General features: G+C 45.1%; 27 protein-coding genes and 2 pseudogenes. 28 read left to right on the top strand and 1 reads right to left on the bottom strand.

Annotated elements, in window-relative coordinates; all coding sequences use genetic code 11:
• The first annotated feature begins 83 nt into the window (after positions 1 to 83).
• From ISALK_RS07030 to ISALK_RS07020, 3 genes are all read left to right on the top strand, one after another.
• Positions 84 to 1,451 carry an ABC transporter substrate-binding protein gene (locus ISALK_RS07030; RefSeq protein WP_236660301.1) on the top strand — a complete coding sequence of 456 codons (1,368 nt, stop codon included), beginning with the start codon at positions 84 to 86 and terminating at the stop codon, positions 1,449 to 1,451.
• 182 nt (positions 1,452 to 1,633) lie between these two features.
• Positions 1,634 to 3,988 carry a glycoside hydrolase family 65 protein gene (locus ISALK_RS07025; protein WP_160720589.1) on the top strand — a complete coding sequence of 785 codons (2,355 nt, stop codon included), beginning with the start codon at positions 1,634 to 1,636 and terminating at the stop codon, positions 3,986 to 3,988.
• Between the two features lie 12 nt (positions 3,989 to 4,000).
• On the top strand, positions 4,001 to 5,131 hold the full coding sequence (locus tag ISALK_RS07020; protein ID WP_160720586.1) for an ABC transporter ATP-binding protein: 1,131 nt from the start codon (positions 4,001 to 4,003) through the stop codon (positions 5,129 to 5,131).
• Positions 5,132 to 5,271: 140 nt separating this feature from the next.
• Here the strand turns inward: ISALK_RS07020 and pgmB are convergent, their stop codons facing one another.
• Positions 5,272 to 5,934 (bottom strand): beta-phosphoglucomutase, encoded by a 663-nt coding sequence (gene pgmB / locus ISALK_RS07015; protein WP_160720582.1) that lies wholly within the window; start codon positions 5,932 to 5,934, stop codon positions 5,272 to 5,274.
• 242 nt (positions 5,935 to 6,176) lie between these two features.
• Here pgmB and ISALK_RS07010 point away from each other — a divergent pair, with 242 nt between their 5' ends.
• From ISALK_RS07010 to ISALK_RS06895, 25 genes and pseudogenes are all read left to right on the top strand, one after another.
• Entirely contained in the window at positions 6,177 to 8,612 is a 2,436-nt protein-coding gene (locus ISALK_RS07010) for a HelD family protein (RefSeq protein WP_160720579.1), read from the top strand.
• A gap of 351 nt (positions 8,613 to 8,963) precedes the next feature.
• Positions 8,964 to 11,654 (top strand): hypothetical protein, encoded by a 2,691-nt coding sequence (locus ISALK_RS07005; protein ID WP_160720577.1) that lies wholly within the window; start codon positions 8,964 to 8,966, stop codon positions 11,652 to 11,654.
• An 80-nt stretch (positions 11,655 to 11,734) separates the two neighbouring features.
• Complete coding sequence (locus ISALK_RS07000) at positions 11,735 to 12,199, top strand: hypothetical protein (protein ID WP_160720575.1); 465 nt, start codon at positions 11,735 to 11,737, stop codon at positions 12,197 to 12,199.
• A gap of 37 nt (positions 12,200 to 12,236) precedes the next feature.
• On the top strand, positions 12,237 to 12,551 hold the full coding sequence (locus tag ISALK_RS06995; RefSeq protein WP_160720573.1) for a hypothetical protein: 315 nt from the start codon (positions 12,237 to 12,239) through the stop codon (positions 12,549 to 12,551).
• A 62-nt stretch (positions 12,552 to 12,613) separates the two neighbouring features.
• Positions 12,614 to 12,961, top strand: a complete 348-nt coding sequence (locus tag ISALK_RS06990; protein ID WP_160720571.1) for a hypothetical protein — start codon at positions 12,614 to 12,616, stop codon at positions 12,959 to 12,961.
• 38 nt (positions 12,962 to 12,999) lie between these two features.
• Positions 13,000 to 13,191, top strand: a complete 192-nt coding sequence (locus ISALK_RS06985) for a hypothetical protein (protein WP_160720569.1) — start codon at positions 13,000 to 13,002, stop codon at positions 13,189 to 13,191.
• Positions 13,192 to 13,311: 120 nt separating this feature from the next.
• The gene (locus tag ISALK_RS06980; RefSeq protein WP_160720567.1) at positions 13,312 to 13,689 is read left to right on the top strand and encodes a GntR family transcriptional regulator; all 378 of its coding nucleotides are present in this window, start codon (positions 13,312 to 13,314) and stop codon (positions 13,687 to 13,689) included.
• On the top strand, positions 13,686 to 14,558 hold the full coding sequence (locus tag ISALK_RS06975; RefSeq protein ID WP_160720565.1) for an ABC transporter ATP-binding protein: 873 nt from the start codon (positions 13,686 to 13,688) through the stop codon (positions 14,556 to 14,558). Before ISALK_RS06980 ends, ISALK_RS06975 begins: the two co-directional genes overlap by 4 nt.
• Entirely contained in the window at positions 14,551 to 15,279 is a 729-nt protein-coding gene (locus tag ISALK_RS06970) for a hypothetical protein (RefSeq protein WP_160720563.1), read from the top strand. Before ISALK_RS06975 ends, ISALK_RS06970 begins: the two co-directional genes overlap by 8 nt.
• Before the next feature lie 71 nt (positions 15,280 to 15,350).
• Complete coding sequence (locus ISALK_RS06965) at positions 15,351 to 15,650, top strand: hypothetical protein (protein ID WP_160720561.1); 300 nt, start codon at positions 15,351 to 15,353, stop codon at positions 15,648 to 15,650.
• Positions 15,651 to 15,728: 78 nt separating this feature from the next.
• Complete coding sequence (locus ISALK_RS06960) at positions 15,729 to 16,238, top strand: hypothetical protein (protein ID WP_160720559.1); 510 nt, start codon at positions 15,729 to 15,731, stop codon at positions 16,236 to 16,238.
• A 15-nt stretch (positions 16,239 to 16,253) separates the two neighbouring features.
• Entirely contained in the window at positions 16,254 to 16,565 is a 312-nt protein-coding gene (locus ISALK_RS15050) for a DUF6897 domain-containing protein (protein ID WP_236660300.1), read from the top strand.
• 104 nt (positions 16,566 to 16,669) lie between these two features.
• Positions 16,670 to 16,963, top strand: a complete 294-nt coding sequence (locus ISALK_RS06950) for a PadR family transcriptional regulator (protein ID WP_201756857.1) — start codon at positions 16,670 to 16,672, stop codon at positions 16,961 to 16,963.
• Positions 16,960 to 17,256: a hypothetical protein gene (locus ISALK_RS06945; RefSeq protein WP_160720557.1), complete on the top strand. Its 297-nt coding sequence runs from the start codon at positions 16,960 to 16,962 to the stop codon at positions 17,254 to 17,256. Before ISALK_RS06950 ends, ISALK_RS06945 begins: the two co-directional genes overlap by 4 nt.
• 364 nt (positions 17,257 to 17,620) lie before the next feature.
• Complete coding sequence (locus ISALK_RS06940; protein WP_160720555.1) at positions 17,621 to 18,097, top strand: hypothetical protein; 477 nt, start codon at positions 17,621 to 17,623, stop codon at positions 18,095 to 18,097.
• 321 nt (positions 18,098 to 18,418) lie between these two features.
• A complete protein-coding gene (locus tag ISALK_RS06935; protein WP_160720553.1) occupies positions 18,419 to 18,598 on the top strand; it encodes a DUF3784 domain-containing protein in 180 nt (59 codons plus the stop codon).
• Positions 18,599 to 18,835: 237 nt separating this feature from the next.
• Positions 18,836 to 19,231 (top strand): TspO/MBR family protein, encoded by a 396-nt coding sequence (locus ISALK_RS06930; protein ID WP_160720551.1) that lies wholly within the window; start codon positions 18,836 to 18,838, stop codon positions 19,229 to 19,231.
• Positions 19,232 to 19,409: 178 nt separating this feature from the next.
• Complete coding sequence (locus ISALK_RS06925; RefSeq protein ID WP_160720549.1) at positions 19,410 to 20,357, top strand: TraB/GumN family protein; 948 nt, start codon at positions 19,410 to 19,412, stop codon at positions 20,355 to 20,357.
• 127 nt (positions 20,358 to 20,484) lie between these two features.
• Entirely contained in the window at positions 20,485 to 21,633 is a 1,149-nt protein-coding gene (locus ISALK_RS06920) for an MBL fold metallo-hydrolase (RefSeq protein ID WP_160720547.1), read from the top strand.
• A gap of 101 nt (positions 21,634 to 21,734) precedes the next feature.
• Positions 21,735 to 22,559, top strand: a complete 825-nt coding sequence (locus tag ISALK_RS06915) for a hypothetical protein (RefSeq protein ID WP_160720545.1) — start codon at positions 21,735 to 21,737, stop codon at positions 22,557 to 22,559.
• A gap of 181 nt (positions 22,560 to 22,740) precedes the next feature.
• Complete coding sequence (locus ISALK_RS06910; RefSeq protein WP_160720543.1) at positions 22,741 to 23,166, top strand: SagB/ThcOx family dehydrogenase; 426 nt, start codon at positions 22,741 to 22,743, stop codon at positions 23,164 to 23,166.
• Between the two features lie 224 nt (positions 23,167 to 23,390).
• Positions 23,391 to 23,792, top strand: a pseudogene (gene tnpA / locus ISALK_RS06905) (IS200/IS605 family transposase).
• Positions 23,793 to 23,802: 10 nt separating this feature from the next.
• Complete coding sequence (locus tag ISALK_RS15540) at positions 23,803 to 24,156, top strand: helix-turn-helix domain-containing protein (RefSeq protein ID WP_371723675.1); 354 nt, start codon at positions 23,803 to 23,805, stop codon at positions 24,154 to 24,156.
• Positions 24,108 to 24,941 (top strand): annotated as a pseudogene (locus ISALK_RS06900) (RNA-guided endonuclease TnpB family protein); the annotation flags it as partial. The gene ISALK_RS15540 and the pseudogene ISALK_RS06900, both read left to right, overlap by 49 nt.
• An 83-nt stretch (positions 24,942 to 25,024) precedes the next feature.
• Positions 25,025 to 25,339: a DJ-1/PfpI family protein gene (locus ISALK_RS06895; RefSeq protein WP_160720539.1), complete on the top strand. Its 315-nt coding sequence runs from the start codon at positions 25,025 to 25,027 to the stop codon at positions 25,337 to 25,339.
• Positions 25,340 to 25,407: the final 68 nt, after the last annotated feature.

Here is a 25,407-nt window from a genome sequence, read left to right as displayed (position 1 = left end):
GAAGAAAAGAAAGTCAAAAAAGAAAGTTGGAAAGTAAAAAGTTGGGTCTCTGTTAAAGAAAAGAGAAGAAAAGGAGGATTACCATGTCGAAGAAAAAATTATTGCTGATCATGTTTTTGGTTCTGGCGCTGACCTTCTCCGGCCTTGTAGGCTGTGGAGAGGGGGAGGAGGATTTGCTGGATGACCCCGATGAAAACGGAGCCGCCCTGGACCCCGATGATGCGGACGATGAAGATGAGGCCGACGATCCCGGAGATGACATTGTAATAACCGTTGCAGCGGGCGCGGTAGGACAGGAATTTGAACTTACGGAAAAAGCCGCCGAGATGTATAGCGAGCGTAATGAAGGGGTTCGGGTAGAAGTGCTGGATACCCCCGACCTGGCCGATGACCGGTTGGGACTCTACCTTCAGTTTTTTGAAGCCCAAAGTTCGGAAGTGGATGTCTATCAGATTGATGTTATCTGGCCCGGAGATTTAGCCGAGCATTTTGTGGACCTTTATGACTATGGTGCGGAAGACGTGGTGGGAGACCACTTCCCGGCCATCGTGGAGAACAACGAAGTGGACGGAGAATTAGTGGGAATCCCCTGGTTTACCGATGCGGGACTGCTGTATTTCCGAACGGATTTATTGGAAAAATACGATCTGGATCCCCCGGAAACCTGGGAAGAGCTTGAAAATGCAGCGGATGTCATCCAAGAAGGGGAACGGGCCGACGGAAACTCCGATTTTGTAGGTTTTGTATGGCAGGGCAACGCCTATGAGGGTCTTACCTGTAATGCCTTGGAATGGATCGCCTCCAATGAGGGTGGACAAATCATCGAACCCGACGGAGAGATTACCGTCAATAATGAAAATGCGGTGGAAATCATCGATATGGCCGCCGGCTGGGTAGGAACCATTTCTCCCGACGGAGTAACCGGTATGGCGGAAGAAGATGCCCGGGCGATCTGGCAGGGCGGCAATGCGGCCTTTATGAGAAACTGGCCCTATGCCTATAGCCTAAGTGAAGACGATGACAGTGCGGTACAGGGCGTATTTGACGTTTCCGCATTACCGGCAGGCAGCGGAAGCCCTGCGGCAACCCTTGGGGGATGGCAATTGGGTGTCAGTCGATACAGTGAGAACGTGGAGGCTGCGGCGGATGTCGCCTTATTCTTAGCCTCCGAAGAAGTTCAGAAGATGAGAGCCATTGAAGGTGCCTTCAATCCTACGATCATGTCTTTGTATGAAGACGATGAGGTATTGGAAGCCGTGCCTTTCTTCGGAAGTCTTTATGATGTGTTTACCAATGCGGTGGCGAGACCTTCCACGATATCAGCACCCCAGTACAATGAAGTTTCCACCGCTTTCTTTAGAGCGGTACACAGTGTGCTTACCGGGGATATGGACGCCGCCGATGCGTTGGAAGAACTGGAATTGGATTTAGAAGACATCACCGGTTTTTAACTAGTGGAAGAATCATTTAAAAGGGTAAGTTTATAAAAAGCCCTGGGAAAGAATGGTCGGGGCCGGGAATCCTCGGCTCCTGCTGCCCTTGGGACGTTTCAATAGGGAAGCAATGACGGCCCTCGATGCCGAATGGAAATGGGGGCCGTTGATACCGGATACAAAGAAAGGGAGGAAATGCCATGACAAGCGGCACAGGAAACTTTGGACAGGATCCCTGGGTGATCCGGGAGGATCGCTACGGAAAAGAAGACCTTCGGCTGGTGGAAACGCTTTTTTCCATAGGGAACGGTACTTTGGGCATGAGGGGAAACCTGGAGGAGGGCCCTGGAGAGACGAATACCCAGAGCATACAGGGAACCTATATGAACGGTTTTTATGATTCGATCCCCATTGTTTACGGAGAAGGCGCCTATGGCTATGCAAAAAGCAATGAAACCATGCTGAACTTGCCCGATGCCCAGGGGATCCGGCTGATCCTTGGGGGAGAAGTTTTTTCCCTTGAAGAGGGAACCCTCCTGCATTATGAAAGAGGGCTTTACATGATGGAGGGGATGGTGAAGCGTTTGATCCGTTGGCAGTCTCCCCGGGGGCGGGAAGTAGAGATTCATATTAAAAGGATCATTCCCTTTGAAGAAAAAGGACTGGCCATGATTGATTATCAAGTGACGCCGTTGAACTTCTCGGGGGAAGTTGGGATTCGTTCCACCCTGGACCCTTCGGTGTTTAATAAGAGTCACAATGAGGATCCGCGAATCGGAGCGGGAATGGAAGGCAGCCTTTTAGTCCCCGAGGATACTTCCGTGGAAGGGGAAAGAATGCAAGCCGTCCATCGAACCAGATTCAATCGTTATACCCTATGGACGGAAGTGCGCCATCAAAGCAATATTCTGGAGAAAACCGTCAATCCCGCCATCGATGAAGAAGGCTTAATGACCGTGGAGCTGTCGGGGGTATGTAGGGAAAAAGAGGCTTTTAGGGTCCTAAAAATCATTACTTATCACCATTGTAAAACCGATGAAAAAGCGGGGTTGGAATTATTAAAAAAGGAGAGCGAAAAAACCCAGAGGAAAGCGGTAAAATGGGGGTTTAATAAATATGAAAACAATCAACGGGAATACCTGAAGGATTTTTGGGAGAAGGTCTATGTAAGAATTGAAGGAGCGGGCCATCTTGAGCAGGGAATGAATTTTAACCTTTTTCATCTGCTTCAGTCCCTGGGGAAGGACGGAAAAACCGCCATTGCCGCCAAGGGACTGACGGGGGAAGGGTATAACGGCCATTACTTCTGGGACACGGAAATCTATGTTTTTCCCGTTTTCCTATATACCAAACCTGAACTGGCTCGGAATTTACTGATGTATCGCTATCAAACCTTGGATCGGGCCAGAGACAGAGCCAGGGAGATGAATCATAAAAAAGGGGCCCTGTATCCCTGGAGAACCATCGACGGCAGCGAATCCTCCGCCTATTATCCTGCGGGTACCGCCCAGTACCATATTAACGGGGATATCATCTACGCCTTGAAAAAGTACGTGGAAGCCACCGGAGATGAAGAATTCTTAAGGGATTACGGCCTGGAGATGGTCCTGGAGACCGCAAGGATCTGGATGGATCTCGGACATTTCAATAAAAGAGGGAAGGGGAAGTTTGAGATTTATAATGTGACGGGGCCGGATGAATACACCGCCCTGGTCAACAACAATTTTTTTACCAACAGCATGGCGAAAATGCATCTGAACTACGCTTGTGACAGTGCCGTCGGGTTTGAAGACCAGGACGCCGAGGCCTATTATGCCCTGATGAAAAGGATTGCCATGGATAAAGAAGAACTGAAGGGCTTTCAACGGGCCGCCGATAAAATGAAGCTTATCAAAGATGAAGCCCTGGGGGTCTATCCCCAGGACGACAGTTTTTTGGATAAGCCCCCCTGGGATTTTGAGCAGGAACCGAAGGAAAAAAAACCCCTGCTTCTTCATTATCATCCCTTAAATATCTACCGCCACCAAGTCTTAAAACAGGGGGACGTGGTCCTGGGACTGTTTCTTTTAAGCGAAGAATATAGTCTTGAAGACAAAAAGAGGAATTACGACTATTACGAACCTCTGACCACCCATGATTCCTCCCTGTCCTACTGCATTCACAGTATTATGGCTTCCGAGGCGGGGTATGGCGATGAAGCTCAAACGTTCTTTCGAAAAACCGTAAGAATGGATTTGGACAATGTGCTGAAGAAAAGTCACCACGGCATCCACACCGCCAATATGGGAGGTGCCTGGATGACTATGGTTTTCGGGTTTGGGGGGATGCGAACGGATAAGGAAAAACTGTCCTTTCGCCCCGTCCTTCCCGGAGGTTGGGAGGGCTACAGTTTTCGGATCCTTTTTCGAGGCGCCGGGCTGGAGGTTATGGTGGGAAAAAAAGAAACCCTGTATACCCTGTTAAGGGGGGATTCCATCGAATTTAAGCACAACAGCAGGGATTACCGGTTGGATCAAAGGCAAGGGAGCTTGAGGCTTCCAATGACAAATAACTAAGGGGGAGAGAAGATGTCGAGTTTAAAAATGATAAACCTGAACAAGGTGTATCCCAACGGCTTTCATGCGGTGAAAAACCTGAATCTGGAGATCAAAGATAATGAGTTTATTGTGTTTGTAGGACCTTCCGGTTGCGGAAAATCCACCGCCCTACGAATGATTGCCGGTCTTGAGGAAATAACCGAGGGCGAGCTGCTGATCGACGGAGAAATTATGAATGATGTATCCCCTAAGGACCGGGATATTGCCATGGTGTTTCAAAACTATGCCCTTTATCCCCATATGACCAATTATGAGAATATGGCCTTTGGGCTGAAACTTCGGAAAATGCCAAAGGATGAAATTGATAAGCGGGTACAGGAAGCGGCGGAAATTTTAGGACTCCGCCCTATTCTAAAGAATAAGCCGAAACAGCTCTCCGGAGGACAGCGACAGCGGGTGGCCCTGGGGCGGGCCATTGTTCGAAATCCCAAGGTATTTTTGATGGACGAGCCTCTGTCCAATCTCGATGCAAAACTTCGGGTACAGACCCGGGCGGAAATCTCCAAGCTTCATCATCGATTGAAAACCACCTTCATTTATGTGACCCATGACCAGACGGAAGCCATGACCATGGGAACCCGGATCGTGGTATTAAAAGACGGCAAGGTGATGCAGGTGGATAGCCCCACCAACCTCTACGAAAAACCGGAAAATAAATTTGTCGGGGGATTTATCGGTTCGCCCCAGATGAATTTTATCGAGGGAAAGTCCCTGGAAAAGGATGGAGAAGTGGGGCTGGTCTATGAAGGGATTTCCTTTGCCATTGACAAAGAAAGGCAGGAGGCCCTCCGGAAGATGGGTTATAGCAATAAGGAAATTATCATCGGTATTCGTCCGGAGCATTTGAACGTGGAAAAAACGGAGAAGTCCGGGGATACCGGTCTGGTGGAGGTTACCGAGCTTTTAGGTTCAGAAACCTATCTCTTTATTAAGCTCAAAAAGGCGACCCTGGTGGCGCGGGTAGAGCCGCAGTTGGAGATTCAAGTAGGGGACCATGTGAAAGTGGGGATGAAAGCCCATAAGGTACATTTATTCGATGGGGAAACCGAGGAATCCATCCTGCATAGGGAGCGACAGCAGAAGGCCGATGCTAAAGAGTAAAATGTAAAAAGATTCGGGCATAGAAACATAAAAGTAATAGCGAAACCCTTTTTATACAAGGGGCTTCGCTTTAGTTTTGCGGGAGTTTTTTATGGGCGTTGAGCCCCGGGCACCCGGGCAGTGATCCTCGTCGGTTTGTGTTACAACCTCAAAAGGCGCTGCAATAAAGCCTCGGGACTTTCCTGATAAAAACCGGGGATCACAAGGTCCGCCTGGGAGAGTTGATCCCTTTTACCGATGCCCACGGCAATCATCCCCGCCGCCTTGGCCGCCGCGATGCCTGCCCGGGCATCTTCAAACACCAGACAGTTTTCGGGAGGCAGCCCCAGTTCCCCGGCCCCTAATAAAAACACCTCGGGATCAGGTTTTGCTTTTTTTACCCGGTTCCCGTCGATGATCACCTGAAAAAAAGGGGTGAGGTTCAAACGGTCCAAAACCCTTCGGGCGTTTTTACTGGCAGAACCCAGGGCGGTTTTATAGTTTTTTCTTTGGAGCACTTCTAAAAAAGGGAGGACCCCGGGGAGAATCTCCCCGGTTCCCATCTGATCCACCAGGGCTAAATAGTGCCGGTTTTTCCTTTCCAGAAAGGGCTCTTTTTCATCTTCGGTCAAGGTAAGCCCCCCAAAGGATAGAAGGAGATCAAAGGCTTTTTTTCGGCTGACTCCTTTTAGGGCTTCGTTATCCTCTTCGGTAAAGTCAATGCCCAGCTCCCTTGCCACGGCCTGCCAGGCAATGAAATGGTATTTTGCCGTATCCACAATCACGCCGTCCAGATCAAAGATAAAACCTTTGATTTCTTTCATCTTATCATCTCCTTTTATCCTCCGACCGTCCTTCGGCCTGGGTTAGGCCACAGGTCAAAACTTAGGTTCCGGTATTTATTAATACCCTGATATCTTGAAAAACACCGGTGAGCTGACAATGAAACTGCAAAAAATCCCTCTTAGACCAGGAAAAACCTATGGTTTCTGAGGGCTTTTCCTTGAACTTTAGAAAAAATTTCGATATAATGATAGGTCCGAACACAGGATGAGAGGAGTTTTCTATGAGCTCGAAGAAAAGCCCGGAATTTAAAAAAGAAGAAAAACGACTAAAATATACCAAGGATTACATTCAAAAAACCCTGGAAGCAACGGAGATTTATAAAAGTCAATACAAAGAAAATATCCAGGAGGCCATGGAAAATCTGGATTACTTAGACAGCTCCCAAAGCTATATCAGTGTACTGATTAACACCCAGTTTATGGAGACGGCGGAGAAAAACTTTAAGCAGCTGCAACGGGTAAAAGATAAACCCTATTTCGCCCGGATCGACTTTATTCCCCAAGAGGGACAAAAGGACCCGGTATACATCGGAAAAACCTCCCTGATGCGGGCGGAGGACGATGTCCCCTTAATTGTGGACTGGAGATCCCCCATCGCCAATGTATACTACGAGGGGCGCATCGGAAAAACCGAATACGAAACCGCAGCGGGAGAGCAAAAAGGAGAACTCACCTTAAAACGACAGTACACCATGGAAGAGGGAACCTTAGTAGACTATATGGATATTGACATCGCCACAAAGGATGATTTTTTACAAGCCTCCTTGGAGGCGGGGGCCGACGATAAGCTGAAGGATATTGCCTCCACCATTCAGGGAGAGCAAAACCGAATCATCCGGGCGGATATGAAAAATCCTTTGATCGTACAAGGGGCTGCGGGAAGCGGAAAAACCACCATTGCCCTGCACCGAATCGCCTATTTCATCTATACCTATGAAAAAACCTTTGATCCCGATAACTTCATGATTTTAGCACCGAACAACATTTTCCTGGATTATATTTCCGGGGTGCTACCGGAGCTGGGGGTAGAGGAGGTACGGCAAACCACCTTCATTGATTTTATGAAATCCTTAATCGGCAATAAAATCAAGCTGATCGGCACCGGGGAGAAACTAAAAACCTTTTTAGAAGCCTCGAAGGGGCCGAATGCCTCGAAAGCACCGAATGCCTCGAAGGAATACGGTGCATCGAACCCACCGAATGCTGCTACGGCAATCATCGCATCTGAGGAGGCGGCGCAAAATCCTGAAGATTTTGACCTCACAACCGGGACGCAAAACCTTGAGAATCTAAAATGGCTGCTGAAGTTTAAAGGCTCCGCGGCGTATCTGGAAGCCTTGAAGCAATATATCCGAGAAATGGAACAGGATTTTCTCCAAAACCTGGATTTTACCCTGGGAGAGCATGTTCTGGTCCGAAAGGAAACCATCGAGGAGTTAATCCTAAAGGATTTTAATCATTTACCCCTGTATAAACGGCCGGAGGAATTGAAAAAGACCCTTCGAAACCAATTGAAAAAGAAGAAAAAAGAAGTACTGGAAAGTATTGAGGCGTATTATGACGACCGGATCCAAGGGATTCGGGTAAAGGTTCCGGAACTGGAAGAACGCAGACAACAAACCCTGCCCCTGATCGGAAAACGGGATGCGGAGTTGAAGGCGCTGGAAAAGGAAGCCAAGACCTTGGTGAAGGATTATACCGCCGGGTTTGTAAAAGAAGATTTGTATGCCCTTTATCAGGACTTTACCACCGATAAGATTATTGAGCAGAAAGAGTTATGGACGGAAAAAGACCGGGATCGCCAACAATACTTTAAGGATTACCATCAAAAAACCTTGCAAAATAAACAACTGGAACTTGAGGATCTGGCTCCGATGGCCTACTTGAAAAAAGCCCTATTCGGTTTTAAGGAGGACATCACCATCGGGAATGTGGTAATCGATGAAGCCCAGGACTTTAGTTTGTTGGAGGTTAAAGTACTGAAGGAACTGCTGAAAACCGATAAGTTCACTTTGCTGGGAGATCTTTCCCAGGGGATCCATAGCTACCGAAGCATTGACAACTGGTCGGAGCTTATGGCGGAAGTCTTTGTGGATGAGAAGCCTACGTATATGGAGCTTACCCAAAGTTACCGTACCACCATCGAGATCATGAATCTGGCCAATGAGGTCATCGACTTTTTGGATGATCATGGGGTGAAAAAGGCGAAGCCGGTGATCCGTCACGGGAAGGCCCCCACCTATCAGTACTACGACGATGAAGGGGCCATGGTACAGGATTTGAGCGAGGAAATCCTATCCTTACAGAGGGAAGGTAGAGAATCCATCGCTGTGATCTGTAAGGACCGGGAGGAAAGCCTGGACCTGAAGAGAAAGCTTCCGAAAAATTTGAAGACAACCGTGTTGAAAGAGGATCAAAAGACCTACGGATCCGGAATCACCATCGTACCCTCGTATCTGGCCAAGGGCTTGGAATTTGACAGCGTGATTATCTGTAATCAAAACAGTTACTATGAAGACAATCCCATCGACATTAAACTCCTGTATGTTGCCATCACCCGAGGGATGCATACCCTTTCCATCTTCGAAGGAAACGACTCCCGTTCCCTGCTGAGAAAGATTTACGGCAAATCCAACACCAAAAGCATAAGTGCTTAAGGGACTATAAAGGACTATAAAGGACTAAAAAGGACTATAAGGGCGACAAGCAACCTAAAGGATGAATCGTAAGAAACGATAGGTAAGTTTATTTAAAACTTCTCTGTCGTTTTTTTATGCATTAATCAATCAAAGGAAGGATGGAATCCTTCAAAGCGACGGGATAGCCCCTGGATTACCACAAAGGAAGGGAACGGTTAAAAAAAGATCATAATACGTAAAGATATTTATAAATTTTAGAGGAATCCGGGGATGGATAGCGAATATATAATAGGAGGAAAGAACTGTAAATAAACATCTAAATACAACAAATACAGCCAGATGTTTCTTGGATGGCGCTAGGGGGATACGATGAAAAATTATAATAAAAACTCAGATACTAAGAATCTTAAAACCAATCAAAGTTCCGGGGACAACCGGAGCACAATCGAGGAAAGTGCTTCCCATAAAGAAATTAAAATCCTGCTGGGGGTGGTTGCCGGTATACTGATTTTGTTAATCGGAGGCAGTGTTTTTGCAAATTTCCAAAACAGCGGGGATGCCCGGTTAGAGGCTTTGGAAGAAGCCCTGTTAAACAACAAAAGCCGAATGCTTCGGGAGTACGATCCGTTATTGGTAAACGCTGTGGAAATCCATGACTATGAAGTAACCCACCAAAGCCGGGAGTATGATCATGTGGCTGTTGAAATCCTGATGCCCGATCTGGTAACGGTGTACGATGCTTACTTTGAGGAGATGATCCAGCAGCAGGTCTGGCTGGAAGAGGAACCCAGACAGAGTCTTCAGGAGATTTACCGCCGCTCCGTGGAGCAGGGGGAATGGTCGGTGTATCCCTTGAAAAAGGAAGTGTTACTAAAAGAGGAGAATGACCAGTGGCAGGTTCGAAACCCCGAGGTGTTAGAGCCGGTGCTGCCCCATAATCCCACGGAGGAAATTGCAGAAGGCTTTGATCAGGTCTTAGAGGTGATGGGAACTTCTTTGGATTTTGGGGTAAGTGATATTGATCCGGTTTTAAAGGATGTGATGACCACCTTGCTGGAAGAGGGTTTTTTCAATGAAGTTTCTTTTGACTGGCACCGGGATCCGGAGGGAGAAAACTACCGAATCACATCGAAGGTCAATGAGATTATGAAGATGCAGGAAGTCGCCGGTTTAGATGATTTTCGCCATCGTAGGGAAGAGATTGTAGATCATCCCTCCTTAGTGGATGTGGTTATGGATGAGGTTCGGGAGAAAACTGAAATTGAACGGGATCTTAGGGTCTTTGAGATACGGGAGGTGGATCAACCGAATAAGGATGATTGGGGCTATCGTTTAATTTCACGGGGAGGAGTCGGCCAATACTATCGACAGCTGATGGAAAACATTGAAACCTTCCCCCATATGGCCCGAATGAACTTTTCCCACTTACAGAATTACTATAAAAGCGTCCAAGTAACCGACGGAGATCCCTGGCCCGAGGCATTACAAACCTTTGACCATGGAAAACAGCAAGTGTTGGCAAGGGATCATGCGGGGCCGGATCGACGAAAACTGATCTTAGAGGACGGAGGACTTTGGTACCGGATTTATGATCCCGTAAAGGGGGAAGTGGTGGAAGAACTCCTTATCACGGAGGAAATTCAACAGGAAACGGTCCTTGACGAAGAGGGAAATCCCTACTCCAGAAACGACATTAAAAGACGGGAAGGCTACGATTTGGTGGTCTACGGGGAAAATGGAGAGCATATTTACCAGGTGGATTGGGAACCGGACCGGACTGCAACCAAACTCATCCACAACGCCGGGGACTTTCACCAAGAGGAGATCTTTTATCTTGCCGATCGGCCCTACCATATGGGGGAGCGGGGACAGGGAAAAGACCGGCAACGAAAAGAGATCCAGCTGATGGATATGGAAACCGAAGAGGTGCTGATCGAAAAAAGCTATGAGCAGTTAAGCGATGAAAATTCCATGCTTCATAGTAATTACTTTGTCAGCGAAACCTATGATATGTTGCTGGTTTATTATCGGGGACTGAAGGAGCTGTCGGAAGAAATCTTCCCCGAGGGCAGTCTTCAGATTTACCGGGGCACCGAAAACGGCCTGGAAGTCAATCACAGCCTAGCCGAGGCTTCCCGGGAGGTCGGAGGGATTCAAAATTTTGTGGTGATGGACCGGGAGCGGATTTTTCTAGTAAACCATCAACAGGAACAGTGGGTGCTGGATCTTCAGAAAAACACCATAATTTCCGTGGCCCCGGGCCCCTTTGAAAAAAAGGCCCTGGAAGAGGAAACGGCCAAGGCTTTGGAAGAGGAAGCTATGGAAGGCGGGGATGAACGGGAAGAGGCCCCAAGCCCCACGGCCTTTGATGAGTTTGAGGATCACCACTACCGCTTTACCCCTCTGTCGGAGGATCTATTCTACGTAGAACTTTTCATCCATTCCAGCGGCGGCGGGGAGGAGTTTCGCCGGGAGATATGGACCGTAAAGGATGAGGTCACAAGAAATATGGTTTTTCACCAGGAAGACCAGGGCTATACCCTGAGTTACTCCCTAGAGGATCAGGTGTTTATCCTGATGAAGGATTTCCATGAGCTACTGGTCTTGGAAGGAGACCCTAAAGTCCTGGGCAACCTTCCCGGGGAAACTACGGAGCTGAAAATGGAAGATCTTTTAGACCATGAAGCCTTTACCCTGCTGGAGCGTTACTCCGAAATCAACGGGGAGCGGGAACCGGGAGCCTTGATGATTTACGGGCAACATTATTTTTTCAGCCCCTATGAAAGGTTTTATTCTCCTGACAGCCATCAACGGTATAATCCCTTCCGCTATGACCGGTCCACCGGAAACCTTTTTTATATCACCCGGGGCGGCGATCCTTATATTCGTGTCCTAAAGCGGGACAGCGACCATCCGCCTCTGCTCCCCCTCTGGGATTATCAGGAGCTGAAGCTGGATGAGGCCTTTACCACCCTGTATTACCGGGACCACCAAGGGTCAAGAATCTATAAACTCCCCTCCTTTCTCGACGCCCTAAATGACAGCGGGACAGAAAGATGACAGCGGGACGGAGTTTTTGTCATCTTTTTTAAACTCCTAAAGTAACACAAGCCAAAACACACTATAAGAGGAGAGAAGATATGGATATCAATATAGTGGGAATCATTATTGTAGCATTGTTTCTTCTAGGAACTGCGTTTCATTTAAGAAAGCGAAAAACCCTAATAATAACAAGCTATGTCAAGCCGATGTTGAAAATCAGCTTACTTATTATCGCCGTGATATTCATTTCGATGGCACACCTTATTCGGGGAGAGACGGTGGATTACCTGATAGCCCTGTCCGCTATAGGTTTTATGATTTCCTCCATCTATTCCCAGGGAATCAGTGAAGAAGGGGTTTGCTATTTTACGGGGAAAACCTTTATCCTGTCTACGGCTCCTTGGAATAGCATTAAAAAGGCAACCCTCAGTGAAGGTGAAATCCTAGGGATCGAATTCTCCGGCAAAACGGCTCGGTTTAATCAGGCCTACCGAGGAAAAGATACGGAGAAGATCCTGGGTATTTTAGAGGAGCATAACCTGGATACGGAAAAAGAGAAATAGTGGTGAGGAAAAGCGGGAAGTCTAGAGGAGGAAAGACATGAATGTAGAAGTACTAAGTTTCATACTGAGTGTTATATTAGTGTTTTTGATTATCGCATTGGTTTATATAGCGATTTTTGAAAATCCGAAGAAATTAGCAATTCAAATGAAAATCGATAACAACCCTTATTTATCGAAGTATATTAAAGCTCAAAGGGCATTGGATATTACCGAGGCTTTCGGCTACTTTACCATAGGTGTTCTTTTAGCCTTAAATGTAATCCCTCGGGAATATGCGTTGATCTACTTAGCTCCTATAGTATTACTGGAAAAAACCCTTGGCTTTAAAATCAAAAAGAAATATCAACCGTAAATAATCCGGAAGTAATACGATAAGGACCACTAAAAAAAGATGAACAGAACGGAGGAAGATCCATGTTTTTCAACGTTGTTCTAATACCGATGCAGTTGATTGTCATCTATATGGGGTTGAAAATCTTCCGGGAGCCTCAGAGATTTCATTTTGAGATTAAAAAAATCCATGAGTCCACGGAAGGCCTTTTTGATGAAAAGTACATAAGGAAATATAATAAACGTTATATGATTCCTTTCTTAGGGATTTTGTTCGCTATTTTACTGGTGATGTCCCTATCCACAGCCCTTTTTCCAAGAGAGATTTATCATGAGGTGATCATGGGAGGGTTCTTTCTTTGGTTTGTGGTGTGTATCGCTTTTCATTTGATCACTCGGCTTGGTATGAGCAAGAAAATCGCCGGAAGTTAGCTGAACAACAAAAAACGAACTCAAAGGAGAGGGAGACAATGAAAGCCGAAAAAATAATGTGGGGAAGTTTGACCGTTCAAATGAGCATTTTAGTCTTGATCCTCATTTCAGTCCTTACAGGTAGACCTGTATCAAATCTATTAGCCGGAGCTTTTGGTGTTTCCATGTTTTTATCTATTCTTTCCTCTATTTTTGTTCGAAATGAGAAGAAAAAATATCGGATAGATTAGAAAATCATAACCCCGAACGCTTTTATCAATGATATCTTAATCATCGTTTTTGTCAGGCGTTTTTTTATTGACGTCCAGCTGTATCTAGTGTATAGTTACAGTAGATCGGAGGTGGAAGCCTTGAACCTATTAATCTCAAATTTATCCCAAACCCCTATTTATGAACAAATACAGAACCAGATCACGGAAATGATACTCTCAGGCAAAATCACCTCGGGAGAACAGCTGCCTTCCATCCGACTGATGGCGAAGGAACTGAAAGTCGGGATTATTACAGTAAAAAGGGCCTACGAAGAGTTGGAGAAGGAAAAACTGGTGGTAAATCTTCAAGGCAGGGGCTGTTTTGTACGGGAAATTGACCTGAAAGTAATGAAAAGGCAACACCTTAAAGTCGTAAGAAACCAACTGAAGGAGACCTTAGCGTATTGTAAAAAAACAGGAATCTCCGAAGAAGAGCTTAAAAATCAACTGGACAGGATATTGGCGGGAGAAAAATGAATCCATACGCATTGCAAGTCAAGGATTTATCAGCAAAAGCAGGGAATTTTCAACTGAAAGATATCAATTTTTCCTTAGAAAAGGGAAGAATTATGGGACTGATCGGTAAAAACGGCGCCGGAAAAACCACGATGATCAAAAGCCTATTGCTTCAAAATCCAACTACTAAGGGAGAAGTGCTGTTTAACGGACGGCCCTTGCTTGGAAATGAAGAGCCGGTTAAAAGAAAGTTGGGGATTGTGTATGATCAGTTAATCTATCCGCCGGGAATGAAGCCGAAGAAAGTAGTGAAGATTTTTGCACCTTTTTATGATCGGCAGGTCTACATAGAACGATTCAATGCTTTGATGGAGCGATTTCAGCTGGATCCGAATAAAAAGCTTGTGCATTATTCCAAGGGAATGCAAATGAAGTTTTCTGTGGTAATGGCTCTTGCCCATAATCCGGACCTGGTCATTATGGACGAACCCACCGCAGGCCTCGATCCCGTAGCCAGGGTGGAGCTCTTGGACTGTCTGATGGAACACATGCAGGATGAGGAAAAATCCTTGATCTTTTCCACTCATATTACCAGTGATTTGGAGAAGGTTGCCGACGATCTTACCTACATTGATGAGGGAAGGATTATCTTCAGTGAAGAAAAAGATGCTCTACTGGACCGGTTCGCCGTTGTAAGTATCGATAAAGCGGAGATGACCGATGATATAAAAAAAGCCCTTAGGGGAGTTAAAGAATCAAGTTTTACTTTTACGGGACTATTGGAAAACAAAAAGATCCTTCAGGGCATCAACGGCGTTAAGAGCAAAAGACCCACCATAGAGGATGTAATGATTTACTCCGGCAGGAAGGGAGGGGAAAGTGATGTTTAAACAATTCCTATCTTTTCAGCGAATGCTTTTCAACTCCGTAAGTACTCCCGTGGAGAATGCTAAATTAACCGTTGCAACATATTTACTTCTGGCCGTTAGTTCTTTTTTTCTGGTCAGTAAAGGCTTTGGTATTACCCTAATTGTAATCCCCGCGGTAAGTTTCGTTTTACTTTACAACGCACTGAACAGTGATAAAAAAATATACCAGTTGCCACCGGTCAGCTCAAAATTTGCTCTGATAAACATCTATTTGTTCCAACCCATTGCCATGGTAGCTACTTACTTGGTATTTACTTTGGGGACCATGATTATTGTAGGACATTTCGTTTTAGTCCTGAGGATTATAAGAGGGAACCTTGGACAGGAAGCCCCGGAGGGCACAGCGATAACAGAAACAGCCACGTCCTTTGAGGGCATAGTCTTCGTAGCCCTGCTGTATCTCTTAATATGGTTTGCAGGAACGACCATTGCACTGATTAAAGAAAATCGTATCCGAAGGGCAGTCCTTCTCAGTTCCATTGCTGTATTTGGAGCCGGTATTGAAGTGCTGGATAGAACACTGCCAAGGCTACCAAGGGGAGTGGAATTTGACACTACGAGTTTTCTACACCGCTTCAGCGAGGCATCCCATGCACCGGAAATTCTGATAGGCCTGGGATTACTGACCTTGCTAGTCATTCCCATATCCATTAAGGTTGGCCGAAAGCTTTATAATACTTAAGGGGTCATAAGAGAACTCATGGAAGGATTAATGATGTTTTCTTAGCCCTTAACTAGAAAGGTTGTGAATTGATGGAACTTGTTTACTTTTTATTGGCCACCATAATGATGTACGTTTTATCTTCCATTGTTTTCGGAGCATTAAATAAGAGTACCTTACTACTGTTTAGTTCTTTGCAAAAGCGAATTTCCCTTCTTAAGAGAAAGAGGTACTATTACATTGGAGTTAAAATAGGAATGATTTTTGTACTTGTATTTCTGAATGAGGTGTTTACCTTAGGGGCTGTACTATCCGGGGCAATATTCGGTGTGTTAATGGGACTAACGGATATTACTTTTGGTAAAGGTATGGTAGAGGGCGGCATTATTTAGGAATTACAAGGAGGAGAAGGGCTTCAGTGTTGAGGTCATTCCCACTGATTGCGTTAACGAAAGAATGGAGGATGTCACATGAACATCGAAGGAATAATTATAGCCACAGGTTTTATGCTCCTAGTAGGAAGCATCGTTTTCATGATTATTTCAAACATACCAAGAGGACTGCGGTTACTGGCAAAGGGACTACTGATTTTCGGCGGGGTGATGATGATATTACCCGTCATTTTAAATCATTATTTTCCGGAGTCAAACATTCACCAGATTGGGCGAATCCTAAGCTATATGTCCTTTCATTTAGGGATTGTCACGATCTTATACGGTAAGATTTTTATCGGATTTAAAGACGTTAAGTACCGAAACTCCAAGTGGAAACCCGTAAATAATCAACCCTTGTTTGTCTACATGATCGCCTACTTAATCAGTCAAATATTTGCATATGGTATGAATATTGATATTCTTAAAGAAGTCATTATAACGGAAAGCAGTACCCGGACCAGTCCCTTCGGTGTTCCCTTTATCCTGTCTATAATGGTAGGAGGATTGGTTTATATTAGCACTGTAAAGAAAAGGGAAGTTTCCTAATAAAGGAGGAATTTTATGAACCCGGGAGCATGGATTGCCATTTACATGCCGGTTTTCATTCTGCTTTTTGTAATTATTCCCCAGCAAAATCAAATGCAGGCCCTGGCAGCAAAACACAATATAAAGAGAAGGAGGAGGACTAGAATGAGCCATGAAATGATTAAGAAGTATATCGGAAAGGTGTGTAAGGTCACCACAGGATCCTATGGAAGTACTACTTCGGGAAAGATTGTGGATGTTAAGGAAAATTGGATTGAGTTGGAAACCAAAAAAGGGATTGAGCTGATGAATGCGGAGTTTGTTCAAAACATTAAAGTGGAGGAGTAGTCTATTGATCCACAAAATTAAAAATAAGAGAAGTATATTGAAGTTTTAGGACCCCCTGGATGCAATGATCTGAGGGGGCTTTTTTAATAAAGAGAAATAAACCTTTGAGGGAAACTGCATTTTATACCCTTTTGTCCTTGACGGAACCCCGTCATGGCTATGGGATTGTTAAACATGTGGAGAAGATCACCAAGGGAAGAATCCGTCTAGGCTCCGGTACGGTATACGGAACCCTGACGAAAATGCAAAAGAGCGGTATCATCACCGTATATGCCGATGAAAAACAGAAAACGATCTATGCGATCAATGACATCGGTAAAACCTTGATACTCCATGAGATTACAAGACTGAAGGAATTACACGAAAATGCACTGACCTACGAGGGGGAATCCAGATGATGAAAAAAATCTTTACCCTGGGCAACTGGTATATTTTAATGAATGAAACGCCTGCTGATGAGATTAAAACCTCGCCTCAGGATGATGCTCTCCCAACTGGTGTATATCCTCCCGATTCTGTTGATCGGAGTCCATGCACTCACAAAAATCTCGGAATCTTCTTCCGCTGCCGGTCGATTTTTACCTGGATTATTTGGCTAGCCTTAATTACAGGGATCATTGCAAACGGAAGTAATGCTGTTCGTGCTCTATTGTGTTATTTTAGGGTAAAGAGGAAGCAAACCGAAGGATAGTCCTACCAACTTTAAAACAGGAGTGAAGTCCATGGAGCCCGAAAAAATTATCATCTCAAGGATCATATTTACCCTATTGATCGACAGCTGCAACGGAAAACCGATATTCAGTGGACATCATTCACGGGATGGATGATCCGTCTTTTTTTTGCTCTCCGTCTTAAGGCGGAGGTGAAAATAGTCCTGGGAAGGATTAACTCCAAGGAGAAGTACAGTAAAATTAAAGTTAACAAGAAAAGGATGATAAGGGAAAAGCTAAAAAAGTGATGTTTCAGGGAACCGAGGGATTGTAAGAGGAGAAATAAAATGGGAAAGTACTAATTTGAATGGATTGTGAACTAAGTTAGAAGGGAGTTCGAATCAGATGAACATGAATAAGCATAAAAATGATGATAAGCATCAATTGGAAAAATCTTATAAATTATTAATCCTTTGGTTGGTTTCTTTATTTATCTTTGCGGGTCTCTTTAACACTCTGCTCACAAGAATTGGTTTTCAGCTTAGTTCAAAGATGACCACAATCTTTTGGCTTTATTTTACGAACTTATATTTTATCAGCATATTGGGGATGATTTATAAAACCGAGCGGGTGTACTACATCAACTACATAACCTATAAAGAGGCCCGGGATGCCACCGGGGAGGAGCGTAGAGCCTTTGCCTACAAACATCTTAGGGTCTTTATTGTCGCCGCTATCGCTTTTCTATTTTATTCGATTCCGTCACTTATCTTGCAGTTTCCAAGAGGACTGGACATCGGAGTGTTTATGGGGATCATGATCGTCGTAGCTATAAGGACAGTACCATTTAAACTAAAGGAAAACAGTCAAAGAATACAATAATCTATCCAATGTTCTTTATTAGTGCAAGCTTTGCTATATTTAGGAGAACCTCCCACGACTGAAGTCGTAGGCTTCTAAAAGTCTTGGTTCACCAGACTTAGTGATTAGAAATAGTCCCTACGATTGTTAGGTTATGATACCCTCGGTTGACGCATCAGACCGTTGCTCTATCGTATATATTTAAGTAGAAGTTAAGGGAACGCTTCGGTGATATATACGTAAAAAGCCTAGTGATCATTGTCGAGATGAAGTCGGATTCCTTGTGTGGTAACAGCACAAGGATACGCATTACCTACAGTTATGTAGAGGATTTTGATACACATGGGAAGCGGTTTGCTTCTTATTATACTGGGATATTTAATTAAGGAAAAGAAAATGACCCTTTTGATTGCAGGATACAATACTTCTTCTAAAAAGAAAAAAGCGGAATACGACACCGAAGCCCTTTCAAAAGAGAGGGAAAAATTTCTCCATTGTTATATCGAAAGAGGAGCAGAATGACAGCGGGACGGAGAAACTGTCATCACTTATGGTTGTGAACCAAATATTAGTAATTCCGGATGCCACTCTGAAAAGGGTGGCATTATGTTTGCATATCCTTCTGTTTTAGGGGTAATTATGGAGTAAGAAAATTATCACACCAATCAATGACAGTGAATATTTTGCCTTGCCTGGATCATCGCCAGTTTTTTGAAAAAGAAAAAAGGGCAAAAATTTATGATATAAGGAGTAAAACCTATGGATAACAGCAACTGGTACGCAAAACTGGTTAAACCGAAGTGGGCACCCCCGGCATGGGTATTTGGTCCGGTGTGGTCCTTACTCTATGTGATCATCGCAGTATCCTTCGGCAGTGTTTTTATACAGTTTTTCCGGGGGGATTTACCCTGGGGGATTGTGCTGCCCTTCGCACTGAACCTAGTGTTTAATGTTGCTTTCACGCCGTTGCAGTTCCGATTGAAAAACAATTTATTTGCAGCGGTGGACATTTTCTTAGTCTTGATAACCCTGATCTGGGCCATGATTGCCATCGGGCCCTATATCCAATGGGTGGCCTATATCAATGTACCCTATCTGTTATGGGTAAGCTTTGCAACGGCTTTGCAAGTGGTGATCACTTGGCTGAACCGGTAACCGGGAGAAATCAGCAAACTCTCTAGAGTACTTAAAAAGCACTAAAAGTGCTGAAAACCATGAAACTGCATCCTCCCCAAAAAAAAGCCTTCTAAAAAAAGCCCCCAAAAAAAAAGTATTTTTAAATTAAAGAAGAATAACTAATTATATATAAATATTTAGAGGGGGTAACTTAATTATGAAAAAAATTTGTTTGGCAATACTGGTAGGTGCAATGCTTTTAATATCAGGATGTAGCGAGGGAACGGAGGGAAGCGGCAACGATGAAGGCAGTTATGAGGGAGATAGCCGGGGATTACTGTATGAAGGCACGATCAACGGTGCAACAGTTTATTTATACGGTGGGATGTCGGTATTGACGGAGGAACATCATTCATTAGCAACAGGAGTGTTGGAAGCCTTCGATCAGGCGGAGGTATACGGAGAGTCCTTTGATTTTCCATTAAGCCGTCGAGAACAAGAGGAACTTCAAGAGGCGGTTATGAAATACGCACCGGATGAAGACGGGCTGAGAGAGGTTTTATCGGAAGATGTTTTTCAGCAGGTCAGGGATATTGCCGTGGAACAGGGCGGGTCCTGGCAGTATTTGAGCCGGTTTAAACCTTGGTCAGTGAGAAATCTAATTGAGTACACTGGTTATCAGAACAGTTCACTTAGCAGCGACCAGGGAACGATGGACTATTTTAAGCAACGGACAACGGAAGAGGATATGGAAACAAGGGCTCTTTATAATTACGAGGAACTGATCCTGTTTCATAATGAACATAGCAACCTAATTCCCATAGAATCCCAGAAGCAAATGCTTAAGGATACCTTAGAAGAAATCGAAGCCGGCAACCCCGGTAAAACGGAATTGATTCGTGCCTGGGAACAAGGGGATACCCAGGCGTTGGAAGCTATGCTGGATACGAAGCTCAACCATGAAGACAGCGGCGTTCAGGACTATTATCACCGGGAGTATAAAGGTCATAATCAAGAGTTTGCCAAACGCATTGAAGCCTTAATATTGGAAGAAGAAAAAGAGAGCTACTTTTTACAGTTTCCTGTGCTGAATATGGTGGGTGCGGATAGTCTCATCGAGGAACTGGAAAAAGCGGGTTATGACTTTACGCCGGTGGAACTGTAAGATTAAGAAGTGCTCAACTGGGTATAATGTCTTTGTGGGGTAGCGTCATAAAGAGTTAGAGCCAGTAAAGAAGTCGTCTCTGCAGAAGTTAACGGAACCGATCAACCCTTTGCAAGGAGGACAGAACATGAAGCTACGATTCAGAAAGAAAAGAAAACGAAAATGGTATTTTAAAAAATTCCTATGGACACTATTTGGCCTTGTGATTGTTGGAATCATCGCAGGGCTTCTCTTTATGTATTTTCACCCGGTTTTCGGCGGAAGTCCCAGGGAGGAACAGCAGGCGGCCTACGAAGAACTGGACAATTACGTGGAGGGGGAATTCATCAACGAAACAGAGAAGGAGTCGGAAATGGGCCTGACCTCTATAGGGGGGCTGATTTGGGACTGGGTCACGGAAAGAGAAGACCGTATTCCTTCTGAGAATGTTCCTGTGGCCCCCCTGGACTGGGAGCAGATCAACAGTGAAGCGGACAGTTTAACCTGGTTCGGACACTCGAATTTTCTCCTTAGTATCGATAACAAAAAGATCCTGATCGACCCGGTTTTTGACGATATGGCCTCCCCGGTGTCCTTTGTGGGGAGTCGCAGGTTTACCGAGGACATTTTCCACTTGATTGAGGAACTTCCCCGAATTGACGCGGTATTTATTACCCACGACCATTATGATCATTTGGATTATCCCTCGATCCTTGCCCTAAAGGAGAAGACGGATCACTTTTTCGTTCCCCTGGGGGTGGACGCCCATCTTATGGAGTGGGGAGTGGCGTCTGGGGACATCACCCCGATGAACTGGTGGGAGCAAGTAGAGTGGGAAGGACTGGACATTGCAGCGGTTCCCGCCCGGCATTCCTCCAATCGTAGTATATTTGACCGGAACCAAACTCTGTGGGCCGGTTTTGTGATTTCCGGCGAGAACACGAATCTGTATGTCAGCGGAGACACCGGTTATGGGGACCACTTTATAGAGATCGGAGAGACCTACGGTCCCTTTGACCTGACCTTAATGGAAGGGGGACAATACGATGAGCGCTGGCCCGACGCCCACATGTTCCCCGAGGAATCGGTACAGGCTAATATGGATGCAAAGGGGGATGTGATGATGCTAATGCACTGGGGAGCCTTTTCCCTGGCTCTTCACGGCTGGTCGGAACCTGTGGAAAGAGGGATTGAGGAAGCGGAAAAACAGGGAGTTTCCATTATCGCCCCCCAAATCGGGGAGACCGTGGATCTAGAGGAGCTGGACCTTACCATCACCCCCTGGTGGGATTTTTAGAAGAATATTGGATAAGCAACTGAAAGTTTTGCTATTTTATTTATGCAGAGGATAAAGAATGTCTGCCGATGGAATATAAATTTAAGAAATGAGGCATGGTTATGACGTATTTTACATTAGGAAGAAAAATAGATCCGACTTATAAAACAAATCTTATAATTCTTATAATGACCCTAACCCTGCTGGTCGCCATGGGGATTTTTACCATGGACTGGGGAGCCTCTTTGGTATTTTCCGCAGGATTTTTTCTGACCTGGGCCCTGGCCCGGGAAATTGATCCCCTACACGATACCTCCGCCTTTGTTGCAGCAGCGGCGTATCTTGTAATGACTGTGGGAACGATAAGGACTATGGAGACGATGGAGATCAATTTGGGACTGGTCTTTTGGACGGTGCTTCTGCTAAGGGGAATCACGAAAATCACGGGAAAAACCATCACCTTGGTGGATCTCTTAGGACTGACGGGCTTGGGGATCTATGTAATGATGGGACAGAAAAATGGGATCTACGGGCTGATTTTCACCGCAGCCATGGTTATGGGGTATACTAGGTTTCCGAAGCATAAGACGTTGAAAACCTTTATTGGGGTGGGTGTGATCCTCAGTGTTTGGGGAGTCATCAGCTATTCTATCCCGGTACCGGAAGCAGCCCTGCAAATGAATTCATTCCGAGGGGTTTTACTACTGCTAGGCCTGGGCCTGGGCATCTTTTACGGGGGAAGGCTTCGAAAAGACCAAGGAATTCGAGACGACCTGGGTGAGATCATGGAAAGCAGCTACGTTTTTCTTAGTTACATATTCTACCTGGGGATGTATGTTGCTCTCATCACCGCTACGGACCTGGGTGACGGAACCCTAAGTCTGTTTTTCGCAGTTATCCTGGGCGTCTCTTTCTACCGGGGATGGCTGTCGGTCTCCAAAAGATGACAGCGAGATGACAGCGGGACGGAGTTTTTGTCATCTTTTCTTTAAAATATGCATCAGCTCACAAGGAAAGTTTATTTTGTGAAAGCCAATGGAAGCTTAGTAACAGCGAGGATGCATCACTATAAAGGAGAAACTCACCTGTTTGCTTATTCTACGGAAGAGAATGGGAGGTGTTGGCTTTATGTTTTGGGAATATCCTGATAAACGGCGTTTTGCAATTCTCCCGATGGCGGCGATTCTATTAGTGGGAGTTATCACTACCGGCTGCGAAGAAAATCAAGAAACCGGGGAAGAACCCGGAAATTCAGTAGAAGAGGAAGAACCCTTGGTCCTTCCCTCGAAAGAGGAGTTTGCAGATCAGTTGAATGTTCCGTTGATGGATAGTCTATCTCAGCGCAGGTCGGTTCGGGACTATTCAGAGGAGGCATTGACCTTAAAAGAGCTGGCGGCATTATTGTGGTCGGCCCAAGGCATTACGGAGGAAGAGAGGGGTTATCGGGTAGCACCTTCAGCCGGTGCCACTTATCCCATGGAAGTTTATGTGCTGGCGGAAAATGTGGAGGGACTGAATGCGGGCTTGTATCGATACTCACCGGGAAGCCTATGATGAAGGTTTTTAGAAATTATAGGAAAATTCAATGAGGAAAATAAGTTTATCAAATAGCCGAGAATACTCGTGACTTTAGTCGTGTAGATGAATCGGCTTCGGTTGTGGCATCGCTGTAGCGATGGATAGCAACCGTAATATGTTGTTTAATCGAACCATTAAACAGCCTCTTTGCGATAGTATTCAGCACTTACATATGTTATAATTAAATAGAGGTGATTCCCATGGCTACCATGCATTACGGGCGTGGATACGTCTATTCTATTCAGTATCATTTAGTTTGGTGCGTAAAATATCGTCATGATATTTTACGCGGATAAATTGATGCAGATGTTAAAGCGTTATTACGGAAAATCGCTGTGGATAACGAGATTCAAATTATCGAAATGGAATCTGATAAAGATCATATTCATTTACTGATCGACTGTAAACCGCAGCATGTTATTCCCAGTATCGTTAAAGCATTTAAAGGGGTATCCGCCAGATTACTGTTTAAAAAACATCCGGAACTTAAACAACGCCTCTGGGGTGGCCACTTATGGAATCCCAGCTACTTTGTAGCGACCGTCAGTGAGCATACGGAAGAACAGATCCGTAGTTACATAAAAAGTCAGAAAAAGAAATGAGGGGAAAGTTGTGCTACGCCACAAAGCCTATAAATTTCGAATCTATCCGAATCGGGAGCAGGAGATCTTAATTGCTAAAACCATCGGCTGTTCCCGGTTTGTCTACAATCATTTTTTACGTTTGTGGAATGAAGCCTATGCTGCAACCGGTAAAGGGTTAACCTATCATGCCTGCGCAGCAATGATTCCTCAAATGAAAAAGAATGAAGGGACCCTTTGGTTACAAGAAGTGGATAGCATTTCTCTTCAGTCCTCTGTAAAAATCTTTCCGATGCCTTTTCCCGATTTTTCAAAAAACAAAATAACCCACCGCAGTTTAAAAGTAAAAAGAACCCGGTTCAAAGCTATACAACGAAAAATGTGAACAACAGTATCAGAATCGTTCATAACTCCATTAAATTACCCAAGTTAGGCCTTGTGAAGTTCCGGAAAAGTCAAACCCCTAAGGGTCGGATATTAAATGCAACCATCCGAAAAAATGCCGGCGGTAAATACTTTGTTTCTCTCCTTTGCGAAGAAGAAATTCAGCCGCTACCGAAGACAAATTCCGCGATGGGAGTGGACCTTGGCATTACGGACTTTGCCATTCTTTCTGACGGGCAAAAGATCGATAACCATAAATTCACGTCTAAAATGGAAAAGAAATTACAACGGGAACAGCGTAAGTTGTCGAGACGCGGGTTGCAGGCTAAAGAGAAAGGAATCAATCTCTTGGATGCAAAAAACTACCGGAAACAAAAACGCAGGGTTGCCCGGTTGCACGAAAAAGTAATGAATCAACGGAGCGACTTTCTGAACAAGCTGAGTACAGAAATTATCAAAAACCACGATATAATCTGTATTGAAGACTTGCACACGAAAGGGATGCTCCGTAATCATAAACTGGCAAAAAGCATTTCCGACGTATCCTGGTCCGGTTTTGTGAACCGGTTACAGTACAAAGCAGACTGGTATGGTCGGGAAGTCATCAAAGTGGACCCATGGTTTCCGTCGAGTCAAATTTGTTCAGCCTGTGGCCACAAGGACGGCAAGAAACCCCTGAGTATCCGGGAATGGACTTGTCCTATTTGTGAGGCCCATCATGACCGGGATATCAATGCCAGTAAAAATATTTTGACCGAAGGTCTACGAAAACAAGCGAAAGCTTAAATAGTATCCAGAACCGTAGGTACTACGGGGATAGCTTGGTAAAGAAGAGAAACCGCTGTAAGTAAAGAAATACGCTTGCAAGTATGCTCTGTTCCCAAGAATCTTATGACTTCAGTCATGAGAGGTTCAAAGCTTTCATTTGTACCGGTGCCCTGCCTCTTGGGAAAAGCGGTATACTGAAGGGCAAAAAAGCCACCACCTATCATTTATCCCAGGGCAAAAGACAAAAGCAGTTGGAAGATTTTGGTGCAACAATCGGGAGTGAGGCGATTGTCACCGAGGGAAACATTATTACCTCCCGGGGGCCCTCCACGGCACTGGGGGTTGCATTTAAACTCTTGGAAATGCTCACCTCAACAGAAGAAGCGGAGAAAACCAAAGAACTTATGGGATTTTAGGAGATGACAAAAACTCCGTCCCGCTGTCATCTTGTATGTACCCATGGCTTCAGGGATGCTACAATTTA

The organism is Isachenkonia alkalipeptolytica, assembly GCF_009910325.1.
GTDB lineage: Bacteria > Bacillota > Clostridia > Peptostreptococcales > T1SED10-28 > Isachenkonia > Isachenkonia alkalipeptolytica.
The sequence above is the reverse complement of the archived record's forward strand: the minus strand, read 5'-3'. Positions and strand labels throughout refer to the sequence as shown.

Coding starts and splice junctions, on each gene's coding strand:
- ISALK_RS07030 (WP_236660301.1), top strand. CDS start 84: ATGTCGAAGAAAAAATTATTGCTGATCATGTTTTTGGTTCTGGCGCTG.
- ISALK_RS07025 (WP_160720589.1), top strand. CDS start 1,634: ATGACAAGCGGCACAGGAAACTTTGGACAGGATCCCTGGGTGATCCGG.
- ISALK_RS07020 (WP_160720586.1), top strand. CDS start 4,001: ATGTCGAGTTTAAAAATGATAAACCTGAACAAGGTGTATCCCAACGGC.
- pgmB (WP_160720582.1), bottom strand. CDS start 5,934: ATGAAAGAAATCAAAGGTTTTATCTTTGATCTGGACGGCGTGATTGTG.
- ISALK_RS07010 (WP_160720579.1), top strand. CDS start 6,177: ATGAGCTCGAAGAAAAGCCCGGAATTTAAAAAAGAAGAAAAACGACTA.
- ISALK_RS07005 (WP_160720577.1), top strand. CDS start 8,964: ATGAAAAATTATAATAAAAACTCAGATACTAAGAATCTTAAAACCAAT.
- ISALK_RS07000 (WP_160720575.1), top strand. CDS start 11,735: ATGGATATCAATATAGTGGGAATCATTATTGTAGCATTGTTTCTTCTA.
- ISALK_RS06995 (WP_160720573.1), top strand. CDS start 12,237: ATGAATGTAGAAGTACTAAGTTTCATACTGAGTGTTATATTAGTGTTT.
- ISALK_RS06990 (WP_160720571.1), top strand. CDS start 12,614: ATGTTTTTCAACGTTGTTCTAATACCGATGCAGTTGATTGTCATCTAT.
- ISALK_RS06985 (WP_160720569.1), top strand. CDS start 13,000: ATGAAAGCCGAAAAAATAATGTGGGGAAGTTTGACCGTTCAAATGAGC.
- ISALK_RS06975 (WP_160720565.1), top strand. CDS start 13,686: ATGAATCCATACGCATTGCAAGTCAAGGATTTATCAGCAAAAGCAGGG.
- ISALK_RS06970 (WP_160720563.1), top strand. CDS start 14,551: ATGTTTAAACAATTCCTATCTTTTCAGCGAATGCTTTTCAACTCCGTA.
- ISALK_RS06965 (WP_160720561.1), top strand. CDS start 15,351: ATGGAACTTGTTTACTTTTTATTGGCCACCATAATGATGTACGTTTTA.
- ISALK_RS06960 (WP_160720559.1), top strand. CDS start 15,729: ATGAACATCGAAGGAATAATTATAGCCACAGGTTTTATGCTCCTAGTA.
- ISALK_RS15050 (WP_236660300.1), top strand. CDS start 16,254: ATGAACCCGGGAGCATGGATTGCCATTTACATGCCGGTTTTCATTCTG.
- ISALK_RS06945 (WP_160720557.1), top strand. CDS start 16,960: ATGATGAAAAAAATCTTTACCCTGGGCAACTGGTATATTTTAATGAAT.
- ISALK_RS06940 (WP_160720555.1), top strand. CDS start 17,621: ATGAACATGAATAAGCATAAAAATGATGATAAGCATCAATTGGAAAAA.
- ISALK_RS06935 (WP_160720553.1), top strand. CDS start 18,419: ATGGGAAGCGGTTTGCTTCTTATTATACTGGGATATTTAATTAAGGAA.
- ISALK_RS06930 (WP_160720551.1), top strand. CDS start 18,836: ATGGATAACAGCAACTGGTACGCAAAACTGGTTAAACCGAAGTGGGCA.
- ISALK_RS06925 (WP_160720549.1), top strand. CDS start 19,410: ATGAAAAAAATTTGTTTGGCAATACTGGTAGGTGCAATGCTTTTAATA.
- ISALK_RS06920 (WP_160720547.1), top strand. CDS start 20,485: ATGAAGCTACGATTCAGAAAGAAAAGAAAACGAAAATGGTATTTTAAA.
- ISALK_RS06915 (WP_160720545.1), top strand. CDS start 21,735: ATGACGTATTTTACATTAGGAAGAAAAATAGATCCGACTTATAAAACA.
- ISALK_RS06910 (WP_160720543.1), top strand. CDS start 22,741: ATGTTTTGGGAATATCCTGATAAACGGCGTTTTGCAATTCTCCCGATG.
- ISALK_RS06895 (WP_160720539.1), top strand. CDS start 25,025: ATGCTCTGTTCCCAAGAATCTTATGACTTCAGTCATGAGAGGTTCAAA.